Raw genomic sequence first — 10,618 nt, forward strand, 5'->3', positions numbered from 1 at the left:
GTTGAGGGGTTTTGAACACATTCACTTAACCAGACATCTTCCACATCAGATCAACGCTTTAGCTCCAGCACTCATACCGGTTGGGAAGTACCGATCGTGACGCTCGAGGAGCCGACGTGCCTGTTCGTACTTCCTCTCGTCGACCAGATTGGCAACTGCTTCGTCGATGCCGGCGTCCGTGGCCGACCGCGTGTCGAGTCCCGAGCGATCCGCACGGGCCACGCCTGCAGCGGCGGGGCCGAGGACCGCGAGGGAACCAACCTTGTTGAGGTACTGTCGTCGACCGTATTCATTTCCTGACATACAGATAATATCTTCTAATCTATACTATTAAATCTTATTATTGTATTTAGGTATATATACACTTTGTATAGGATAATAGCGGCGGCTATAGGGGCAAGCACCATCGAGAAAACAATCGCGGCTGTCCTGAGTAGCGGGAGTTCGGCGGTATCGACGTGTAATAGAAAGAGCAGCGCAAGCAAGAGATGCGTTATCGCGTCGGCCAGTCGGACACGCGGAAGCTCAGCCATACTACTCAGGTTTGGTTGTAAGTTTAAATGTTTTTGGCTCTGCTGAAACACTCTCATTTAGGTACCTATTCTCGTGAGACATAATCTCTACAGTCAGTACTCACCCTGTGAAACCGCGAAGTCAGTGATCACGCGCCCGGACAACTATTGCCGTCCGAGCACCAGCATAGTACCAGTTCCGTGAAATCACTCTCGCAGCCACAGTCTACGATGTCGAACAAACTGTCAAACAATGAATCCTGTCGCCCCCTGTAGGTTTAATAAAGCCCTCTAGTAGTAAACCAGGGTTTGCTTGTCACCCCTGCTTCGTCCGTCGATGTTACTCTTGAGTATGGCGTCCAGTCCGTTATCTACCAATAGCAAGACCGAACACGCCTACCTCCATGAATTACGATACGGCCTAATGATATCCTACACTCCCCGAATGTCGGATACGTTTGCCATTTCAATTGAACTCAAGAAACGCTTAGAACGGGGAGCCAGTCTCTACAGAGCGTTTGCAGCACTTGACCACCCATTCGCGTTTCCCGAGGATCAGTACCCCGAGTGGCATCCTACATCGTATTCGTTTCGGGGTATGGTCAAGCTGTTCTACTATCGAGAAATCACTGGGGAGAGCTACCGATCATTGACGCGCCAGCAAGAACTGGCAGACATCTTCGGGCTGGAGCGAATCCCTGATGAGTCAGTCCTGTCACGAACGTGGCGCAATCGATTCGACGAGGAAGGTCGCGGCTTCGTAACCAACGGAGCTCACGCTCTCGTCTGGGAGGTCCACGAGGCAGACTTCTACGCTCCTGAGGTTCGCCCACTACAGGAAGTTGAACCGTCACTGTTTGAAGACGACGACGCTGAGAGCCGACCGACGTTCACTGACGGCCAAATCGCTCGAACGACCCGTCTCGCCCGCGATCACGTTTTTGAGTCGTTCGACTATGGCAGAGCACAGAACGCGATGTACGAGGACAATCGCTTTCTCGAACTTCAGACGTTTCTCGGGATGGCTCGATGTGGAACGTCACAGGGCGCAACCCGGTTTCAATTCCGGCGCGGGAAGCAGTATGGCCCGCATGGTGATACGCACCTTCGCACGGTCAAACAGTTCGATCCTGACCAGCTGTTTGACGGCTTCCACGAAGCGACTGAGCGACTACTCTCGGTCATCCAGTCGGAGATCTCGTTCGGTCGTCCTGTGACGGTAGCCATCGACATCACGACGCTTCGGTATTACGGCGATGTCGAGGGGATGGCGATGGTTAGTGGGACGAAGGAAGGTGACGAGCGAGCATTCAAATTTGCGACGCTCTCGATCGTTGGCTGGAATATACCGATCATCTTAGCGGTCGAGCCCGTCCGCGAGAGTTCCCCGTGGGACAGCAATCCACCGAATCGGATTCATCGTGTAGTCCGCCGACTCGTTCGCCGCGCGCAGGAACTCGTGCCGATCGAGATGGTGCTTTGCGATTCCGAATTCGACGCGAAGCCAGTCTACCAGACGCTCTCGAATCTCGACGTGAACTATCTGATCCCCAAGCGAACGTACAGCGCTGAGCGAGCAGCTATCGAGACAATGGACGACGATGGGCAGGACGTGGCCGTCGAATCAGCGACGGTTCACACTGACCACGGATCACACGCAATGCAGTTCCTCTATGTGCCATCGACGAAAAGCGAGGGCGCAGCCGTCTTCGCAACGAATCTCCGAGTCGAACCAGCTGAGGCTGAGGCGTTCTGCCAGCGGTACAGCCGTCGGTGGCAGATCGAAAACGAGTATAAGTCGATCAAGTACGACTTCTTAGCGAAAACGTCCTCGAAAGACTACCGCGTCCGGCTGTTCTACTTCGTGTTCGCAGTGCTGTTGCACAACATCTGGCGGCTCACCGATTTCCTGTTGAAAGCCGGTGTCGACGCTGAGATGGACTATGCACCAGTTCTGACGGCTGGGGAATGTGTCGAGTTGGTCTCGTCTGCGCTGGTTCCGGGAGACTAGTTCAACGGCGACCTCGGCGTGCCTGCTGTGAGTGGAAACGCTCCCTCTCGGCGACGATTCCGGGCTAATCTTCTCAAGTTCTTGAAATTCGACTCAGAAGTCGGTCGTTGATTCTGACTCCGTTGGACGAATCGAGGGGGAATCTGCGTGAAACACGCCGTGAAACACTCCATCCTCCGAAACACTGGCTATGGACGTCGCGACATTTATAAATCGTAATATGGTGTATTCGCTGCCCCTGAATAGAAAAACAAATCCTTGAGGGAGTCACTCGCCTGTGTCGCGTTACTCCGCGGCGGGGCGGATCTTGAACCCGTATCGGGTGACGCCCTCCTGTGTGTAAATCCGGCGGATCGTCGTTTCGACGCGGTCGCCGACCGAAAACACCGAGGGCTCCGCATCGGTTCCCATCGCCGGCACGCTGACGGTGTCGCCGGTGTCGCTCTCGAGGGCGACGATCGCCGCGGCGTAATCGCCCGACTGGGCCTGCTGTTCGGCGAACTCGGGCGGCGCACCGCCCTGTGAGATCGTCGTTACGGCCTCGATCGTGCCGGTTCCCGCGAGTTCGACCGGTGTCGGCTCCGCGAGCGAGCCACAGTCGTCACATGCCCCGCCCGGTGGGAATGAAAGCGAACCGCAGTCGGGACAGCGGCCGGCCTCGAGGCGGTAGCGCTGGGGGAGCGAGCGTTGCCACGTCGGGACGCTGACGTACGCGCCACCGCCTGCAGGCTGGCCACTCGTCACGACGCCGCGCTGGCGAAGGTACTCGGCGTACGACAGCGTGTCGCCGCCCTCGAGGTCGACGGCGGCGGGGATGGGACCTGACGAATCGAGGACGAACGCGTCCGCCCCGGCCCCACTCCCGTGGGAGACGGCCAGCACCGATTCGTGGCCGTCGGCGAGTGCGCGTGCAAGCGAGACCGGCACGCTCGCGGCCCCGAGATCGCCGAGGTCGTGGACCGTCGCGACCGCCTGAATCTCATCGGTGCTGACGCCCGCCGGCCCGGCGACGCGATAGGGGAGTTTCCCATCGGGTGCCTGAATCGCCGCTGCGTCGGGCTCCGGATCGCGCTCGAGGCCGTCGACGGCCCCGCCGATCGTCTCGGCGAACGCCTGCCGGTCGTACTGCGTGATGCCGAGGCCGTCGGTCGTCTCGGAGCCGGTTTCCCGGAACCGCGTGCCGGGGTAGGCGGCCGCGTACTCGGCGCGGTCGACGATCGTCGCCTCGCCGTCCGTCTCGAGGACGAACGCCGCTGCCCCCGCGCCAGCAGCCTGATCGATCGCATCGTCCGGCTCGCCTCGAGGCGCGTCAGCCGCGACGATCAGTCCCCGTTTCGAGCCCGCGTCGACGGCGTCCATCCCCGCCCAGAGCGCACGCGTTCCGGCGCGCGTACTCCCCGTGAAGACGTGGCGCGTCGAATCTGCCGGCAGCGCGAGCAGTGCGCCGAGGCGCGCCGTAAGGTCTTCTTCAGCCAGCGGCGGGTTCGAGGTGGCAAAGCCGAGCCAGGAGATGTCTTTGCCGGTACAGTCGGCGGCCTCGAGCGCCCGGGTGGCTGCCTCGTAAGCCATCGTCAGGGCGTCCTCGTCGGCGGCGGGAACGGCCTTCTCTGCGATGCCGGCCGCCTGGAACTGGCCCCAGGCTTCGGTAAAGGCCTCCGAGGTGATCCGGAACCGTGGCGCGTACGCACCGACGGCGGTGATCCCCGTCATGCGTTCACCTCCGTCTCCTTCTCGAAGACGTGGACGACGGCCGCACCGCCGCTGCCGCCGACGTTGTGTGTCAGCCCCCGCGTCGGGTTCTCGAGTTGTCGGTCGCCCGCGGTCCCCGAGAGCTGTTTGAACGCCTCGACGACCTGTCCAGCACCCGTCGCACCGATCGGGTGGCCCTTGGACTTGAGGCCGCCGGACGTGTTGACCGGCAGTTCGCCCTCGAGTCGCGTCGCACCCGACTCGACGAACGCGCCGGCGTCGCCCTTCTCGCAGAACCCGAGGTCCTCGTAGGCGAGCAACTCGGCGATGGCGAAGCAGTCGTGGACCTCCGCGAAGTCCACGGCTCCGGGTTCGATCTCTGCCATCTCGTAGGCCGCCTCGGCCGCCTGCTGGCTCGCAGGAACGCCCGTGTAGGAGTCTCGCTGAAAGAGCCCGACGGTGTCGCTGCCCGCGCCGACGCCGGCGACCCGAATTGGCTCGTCGGTGTAGTCGTCGACGACGTCCTCGCTGACGATCAGCGCACAGGCCGCGCCGTCGGAGGTTGGACAGCAGTGATAGAGATTCAGCGGGTCCGCGACGACCGGGGCCGACTGGGCGTCCTCGAGCGAACACTCGAAGCCGAGCTGTGCGTGGGGATTTTTCGCGCCGTTCGCGTGGTTTTTGACGGCGACGCGGGAGAGCTGTTCTCGCGTCGTCCCGTAGGCGTCCATGTGGGCGCTGGCCATCTGGGCGTAGACGCCCGAAAACGTCGTGCCGGAGAGCCGTTCCCACTCGGTCTCGCCGGAGACGCCGAGCCAGTACTTCGTCGCGTCGGAGCTCATGTCGGTCATGACCTCGAACCCGCCCGCGAGGACGACGTCCGCCATTCCGGATTTGACGGCCTGGATGGCCTGTCGCACGGCGAATCCGCTCGCTGCACAGGCATTTTCGACCCGCGTACACGGGACGCCATCGAGCCCGACGTGTTCGGTGACGGCCGGCCCCGGTAGCCCGAGTTGGCGGCCCCCGACGCCGAGGGTCCCGACGAACGCCTCGTCGACGTCGTCGCTCTCGAGGCCGTTCGGGACGCTCTCGACGGCCGCCTCGTACGCTGTCCGAAACAGCGACCGATAGCTCTCGTCCGGGAAGGCACCGTACGGCGACTGCCCGGCTCCGATTAGATATGCATCTCGCATACCGAATACGTGCTCAGTCCATCGAAATAAGTACATCGCTACCAGGTGCCATTAATCATGGCAAATTATACCACACACTCGATCAAAATATACGTTTGGGTGTCCGATCTCGGACGTCCGTCGTCCAATACGTTGCGGGAGAGTACCGTACCACATCCGAATAAATAAGTACTTTCGCCGTCCGTCTGTACGTACTACAGTACGAACGAGAATCTATGGGACTCAATACTAACGACCGGTCGATCGCCGGATTTACTATGGCGGGCCACTCGCTTGTCCACTGGTTCGAGACCTCAATTCCGATCTTTCTCGTCGTCTGGCTCGCGGAATTCGACGTCTCCGTCGCACTGCTTGGAATCATCGTTGCGCTTGGGTACGCACCGTTTGGCCTCGGTGCCCTTCCCGGTGGCATCCTCGCCGATCGATACGGCACGAAACGGCTGATCTTGCTCTGTCTACTCGGCATGAGCGCGTCGTTTATTATCCTTGCACTTGCCTCGATCGCCGATTCCATCTACGCCATCGCCGTCGGGCTCGTCCTCTGGGGTGTCGCCGCGAGTATCTACCACCCCGCCGGCCTCGCACTCATCAGCACCGGTGTCGACGAACGAGGGACCGTCTTCGCCTGGCACGGCATCGCGGGGAACGTCGGGATCGCGCTCGGTCCGTTCGTCGCTGCCACGCTGTTGATTTTCCTCGAGTGGCAGTACGTCGCTGCGATCCTTGCCGTTCCGGGCGTGCTCGCCGCGCTGTATGGCTTGCAAGCTGATTTCGATCCGACCGCGGCGGTCGAAGACGACGTCGAGGCGGGCCCGAACGACGAGATGACACTCTCCGACCTGCTCTCGAACTCCCGCACACTCTTTGCGAGCGCGTTCGCCGTCGTCTTCGCTATCGTCACCTTCGAAGGGCTGTTCTACCGCGGCATGCTTACGTACCTGCCGGAGATTCTCCACGGACTGCCCGTCATGGGCGATATTGCGCTCGGTGCCGGCCTCGAGGGTATCCAGCCGGCGGACTACATCTACGTCGGCCTGCTCGTGGTCGGCATGGCCGGCCAGTACGCCGGCGGGAAGCTCACCAACCGTATCGCGGCTGAACGCGGGCTGCTGTCGATTTTCGTCATCCTCGCGGTGCTAGCGCTGGTGTTCGTTCCAGTCACCTCACTGGGATTGCTCCCGCTGCTCGCGCTGTGTGGTGTAATCGGCTTCTTCCTCTTTGCCATCCAGCCGTTCTACCAGGAGGCCGTCGCCGTCCACACACCGGCCGATACCCGGGGGCTCTCCTACGGTTACACGTACCTCGGCGAGTTCGGCTTCGGATCGGCGAGTATCGCCCTCGGCGGCTTCGTGCTCGGCTCGTTCCAGCTGATGGCCTTTTTCGCGATGCTGTCCGTGTTCGCGTTGATCGGCGCGGCGCTCTCGTTTGGCCTGTACGTTCGGCTCAACGGCGGCTACGCGGCCGCTGACGACGTGAGTGCCTGAACTCGTCGTCGAGAGAACGACGAGCTTCGAGTTCGTCGTACGGCGGCGATGGCGGCCACTCGTCGGCGACCCACACGTGTTCGATGGTTCCGCTCATCCCCGATCAGAAACGCTGCTGGACGAGGCTCCGACACACCCGTCATGCCGTCGCGGTCGTGGACGACACCGTAACGTTCTGCAACGCCGTTTCCCGGATCGGAGTACAGCGGCTGCTCGAGGCACACGGCTCGAACGTTCCGGTGGGCCGGACCAGCGATCAGATGGAACTGGGGAACACCGTTGCGTTCCTCTCCTCGCCGTGTTCGGAGTTCATCGACGGTGTCGCGGTTCCAATCGACGGTGGGGTGGGGTCGTCGAATCTGAGATCTGCAAACGGCAACGCTGTGTCGGTTTAGCTTACAACCATATGGTTGTAATAACTTGTGGGTTGACCAGCGTAAGAGAGGGTTACAATTATGTGCAGAAATAGCATCTCCGATCGTCGCCAACGATAATATATACATTCGTGTGTTCGGAAGGACTGAGTGCGATCAACACCGAGTATCCGTTCACACACGAGACGAGAAACAGCGTTACAGTGGTGAGAGACGTGGTATTCGACAATGTGGCCGCCAATGATTATACTGCACTCGGTCGGAACACTTGGTAGTGCAACTATTCCAACTACTCGTTGCAATGCTGGAGAGATGAGCGTGACCGTTCCGTCGCGGACCGCCGCCTCGAGCGACGATATCGACGGTCTTTTTCTCCTTCGGGTGTGAATGCCTGTATATGACAGACACACTGTTTCTCACCAGTGCCGAAATCGATGGTCTCGCGACACCGACCGAGTACGTCAACGCCGTCAGGGATGGCTACCGACAGGTCGGGGAGGGAGCACCAGCCTACCCGCGCCAGAAATTCTTCCGATCGGACCCCGACGGGATGTTCACGAGTTACGCCGCCTTGCTCCCGGAAACGGGCGCGATCGGTGGCTACATGTACACTTCCGGCTTCGGGGCGGGCAACGCCTGGTTCATGACGCCGCTGTTCGACGCCGAGAGCGGCGAACCGCTCGCCGTCCTCGACGGGGCGAGCATGAATCCGTTCAAAACCGGTGCTACCGGTGCTGTCGCCGTTGACGAACTCGCCCGCGACGATGCGACAACGCTCGCCGTTATCGGAAGCGGCTCGCAGGCTCGCGGGCAGGTTCACGCGACCGCGACCGTGCGTGACTTCGAGGAGGTTCGCGTCTTTTCGCCGACCCCCGAGAACCGAGCGACGTTCGCGAGCGAGTTCGACGAGCAACTCGAGGCCGACGTCCACGCCGTCGACTCGAGCGCGGCCGCACTCGAGGGCGCAGACGTCGTCATCACGGCGACGAAATCGAGCGAACCGGTGTTCGACGGCGACGACCTCGAGCCCGGCACGCACGTGACGGCGATGGGCCAGTATCAGGAGGGGAGCCGCGAGATCGACATGTCGACGATCGAACAGGCTACCTACGTGCCAGACTTGCGAGAGCGTGCGACGTTCGACGCCGGGGCGTTCCTCGCGGCGCTCGAGGCGGGAGCCGTCACGGAAGACCACATCCACGGCGATCTGGGCGAGGTTGTCGCCGGAACCGTCCCCGGACGCACGAGCGACGACGAAATCACGGTGTTCGACAGCGGCGGGACGGGAATCGAGACGGCCGCCGCAGCGCACATGCTCTACGAGCGGGCGCGCAAGCGGGACCTCGGTTCGACGATCTCGTTCGCCCCGGCGAGTGAGGCGCTGACGGGCCGGCTTCCGTAGATCGTCGTCGAATCAACACTGACCGCGGCCGCTACGCTCGAGTGAGACACAGGTGGATCGAACAAACGAAACAGCAGGATGGTCGGGAAGCGGTTGGTGGCAAATCAGGATTGGCGGAAATCGACCGTCGTTACTCGTTCATCAGGACGCTCGATTGGGGCTCGTCGGGGTCGGTCGGGATCTCGACGAGCGTCGGCCCGTCGCTCTCGATGGCCTCGGCGACCGTCGCGGCGACGTCCTCGGTCGTTTCGGCGCGCATGGTGTCGATGCCGAGGCCGTCGGCGACCGTCGTGTACGACACCGGCGCGGACTCCCAGCCGTACTCGCCCGGGTCCATCCGGTAGCTTCGACCCGCCTCCTCGCTGATGATCGCGTAGTCGCTGTTGTTCAACACGACCACTGTCACGTCGATGTCCTCGCCCGCGAGCGTGTGGAGTTCGTGAATGCACATCAGCAGGCCGCCGTCGCCGGTGAGCGCCACGACGTCCTGGTCGGGGTTCGCCTTTTTCGCCCCGATCGCCGAGGGCAGTCCCGAACCCATCGTCGCCCACGAGCCCGGATTGACGTAGTTTCGCGGCTCGTACGTCGGGAACGTCAGCAGCGTCCAGAGCCGGAACCCGCCAGCGTCGACGGCGACGATCGCATCTCGGGGGGTTCCCTCGCGGATCGCCTCGAGCGCGCTGACCGAGGTCAGGGGAGCCTCCGTGACTGCGCGCAGTTCCGAGAGCCGGTCGTCGATGGCCGCGCGCGTCTCGCGCGCCCGCTGTGGCCCACCCCCGCTGGCGATTTCGCGGTCAGCGAGCGCCTCGTCGAGCGCCTCGAGCGTGTCCGCGGCGTCGGCGACGATGCCAACCGCTGGATCGTAGCCCGTTCCGATGTCGTCGGCGTCGAGGGTTACGTGGACGAGGTCGTCGGGGACGTCGATTGACCAGTTCTGCATGGTGACCGCGTCGAAGTCGGTCCCGATGCCCAGCGCGGCGTCGGAGTCGGCGATGAGTTCTTTTTGTGCTGTGCCGGTCCCGCCACAGAGGACGCCGCCGGCGAGGTCGTGGTCGTCGGGGAACACCGCTTTCCCCTTGTAGGTGAGGACGACCGGGGCCTCGAGGCGCTCGGCGACGGCTCGTAGTTCGTCGCTCGCGCCGGAGGCACGGATGCCGCCGCCGGCGACAATGATCGGCGCGGATGCACCCGCAAGCAGGTCGGCCGCCTGTTCGACTTTCGTCTCCGGCACGTCGCCGAACGACTGGCGCTCGATTTCGCCGGGTTCGGCAACTTCGGTGTCCATCTTGAGGAAGTTCTTCGGGATGCCGATGCGGACGGGCCCCATCGGTGCCGTCAGTGCGGCGTCGATCCCGCGCTGGAGTTCGGCGACCGTACTCTGGGGCGTCTCGACGGTGATGTTCTCCTTGACGACGTTGTCGTAGGTGTCCGGCGGCGTCTCGTGAATGCCGTCGCCACCGCGGACCTCGGGTTCGGTCTCGACGGCGATGTGGAGCAGCGGCGTGCAGTCGTTGAGCGCGTTCTTCAGCCCGTTCATCGCGTTCATATCGCCCGGCCCGGGGATCACGACCGTCGCGGCCATCTTCCCGCTCGTTTCCGCATATCCCCACGCCTGATGTGAGACCGCGGTCTCGTGGCGCGCCATGACGAACTCGATGTCGTCGCGCTCGCTGATGGTCTCGTTCAACGGGAGCGATTGCTTCCCCGGAATCCCGAAGAGCGTGTCGATTCTATTAGTTACTAGATAATCAATAATCGCTTCGTTGACGTTCATAAGTATCCTTTATGCGTATCCAGCGTAAATCTTTAGGACGGCCCAACTCCCGAAGACTCGAACAATGGAAACCTTTGCATTCGTCTTTAGTTAGGAGACGAATCGCGTGACAGCGGCGGCTTATCGAGGTATGTTTGCGGAAGGAACGAGGAGGCGGCAAGTGTGCACCAAGACGC

At 62.0% G+C, this 10,618-nt stretch carries 8 protein-coding genes; 4 read left to right on the forward strand and 4 right to left on the reverse strand.

Features of this window, described 5'->3' with window-relative positions; translation table 11 throughout:
- Positions 1 to 45: 45 nt before the first annotated feature.
- A complete protein-coding gene (locus tag BW940_RS20145) occupies positions 46 to 303 on the reverse strand; it encodes a hypothetical protein (protein ID WP_076610950.1) in 258 nt (85 codons plus the stop codon).
- A gap of 633 nt (positions 304 to 936) precedes the next feature.
- On the opposite strand from BW940_RS20145, the gene BW940_RS22270 reads away from it, so the two are divergent.
- Entirely contained in the window at positions 937 to 2,523 is a 1,587-nt protein-coding gene (locus BW940_RS22270; protein WP_076610952.1) for a transposase, read from the forward strand.
- 285 nt (positions 2,524 to 2,808) lie between these two features.
- Here BW940_RS22270 and BW940_RS20160 read toward each other — a convergent pair whose 3' ends face one another.
- Both BW940_RS20160 and BW940_RS20165 read right to left on the reverse strand, forming a co-directional pair.
- Positions 2,809 to 4,233 carry a zinc ribbon domain-containing protein gene (locus tag BW940_RS20160; protein WP_076610953.1) on the reverse strand — a complete coding sequence of 475 codons (1,425 nt, stop codon included), beginning with the start codon at positions 4,231 to 4,233 and terminating at the stop codon, positions 2,809 to 2,811.
- Entirely contained in the window at positions 4,230 to 5,408 is a 1,179-nt protein-coding gene (locus BW940_RS20165) for a thiolase domain-containing protein (protein ID WP_076610954.1), read from the reverse strand. Before BW940_RS20165 ends, BW940_RS20160 begins: the two co-directional genes overlap by 4 nt.
- A 215-nt stretch (positions 5,409 to 5,623) precedes the next feature.
- Between BW940_RS20165 and BW940_RS20170 the strand changes: the two genes are divergently transcribed.
- From BW940_RS20170 to BW940_RS20185, 3 genes are all read left to right on the forward strand, one after another.
- Complete coding sequence (locus tag BW940_RS20170; protein ID WP_076610955.1) at positions 5,624 to 6,892, forward strand: MFS transporter; 1,269 nt, start codon at positions 5,624 to 5,626, stop codon at positions 6,890 to 6,892.
- 155 nt (positions 6,893 to 7,047) lie between these two features.
- Positions 7,048 to 7,287 (forward strand): SDR family oxidoreductase, encoded by a 240-nt coding sequence (locus BW940_RS22280; protein WP_328586636.1) that lies wholly within the window; start codon positions 7,048 to 7,050, stop codon positions 7,285 to 7,287.
- A gap of 376 nt (positions 7,288 to 7,663) precedes the next feature.
- Positions 7,664 to 8,668 carry an ornithine cyclodeaminase family protein gene (locus tag BW940_RS20185; protein ID WP_076610956.1) on the forward strand — a complete coding sequence of 335 codons (1,005 nt, stop codon included), beginning with the start codon at positions 7,664 to 7,666 and terminating at the stop codon, positions 8,666 to 8,668.
- 130 nt (positions 8,669 to 8,798) lie between these two features.
- Here BW940_RS20185 and BW940_RS20190 read toward each other — a convergent pair whose 3' ends face one another.
- Entirely contained in the window at positions 8,799 to 10,442 is a 1,644-nt protein-coding gene (locus BW940_RS20190) for a thiamine pyrophosphate-binding protein (protein WP_076610957.1), read from the reverse strand.
- Positions 10,443 to 10,618: the final 176 nt, after the last annotated feature.

It is taken from the genome of Natronorubrum thiooxidans, from assembly GCF_900156475.1.
Taxonomy (GTDB): Archaea; Halobacteriota; Halobacteria; order Halobacteriales; family Natrialbaceae; genus Natronorubrum; species Natronorubrum thiooxidans.

Coding starts and splice junctions, on each gene's coding strand:
- BW940_RS20185 (WP_076610956.1), top strand. CDS start 7,664: ATGACAGACACACTGTTTCTCACCAGTGCCGAAATCGATGGTCTCGCG.
- BW940_RS20190 (WP_076610957.1), bottom strand. CDS start 10,442: ATGAACGTCAACGAAGCGATTATTGATTATCTAGTAACTAATAGAATC.
- BW940_RS22270 (WP_076610952.1), top strand. CDS start 937: ATGATATCCTACACTCCCCGAATGTCGGATACGTTTGCCATTTCAATT.
- BW940_RS20145 (WP_076610950.1), bottom strand. CDS start 303: ATGTCAGGAAATGAATACGGTCGACGACAGTACCTCAACAAGGTTGGT.
- BW940_RS20160 (WP_076610953.1), bottom strand. CDS start 4,233: ATGACGGGGATCACCGCCGTCGGTGCGTACGCGCCACGGTTCCGGATC.
- BW940_RS20165 (WP_076610954.1), bottom strand. CDS start 5,408: ATGCGAGATGCATATCTAATCGGAGCCGGGCAGTCGCCGTACGGTGCC.
- BW940_RS20170 (WP_076610955.1), top strand. CDS start 5,624: ATGGGACTCAATACTAACGACCGGTCGATCGCCGGATTTACTATGGCG.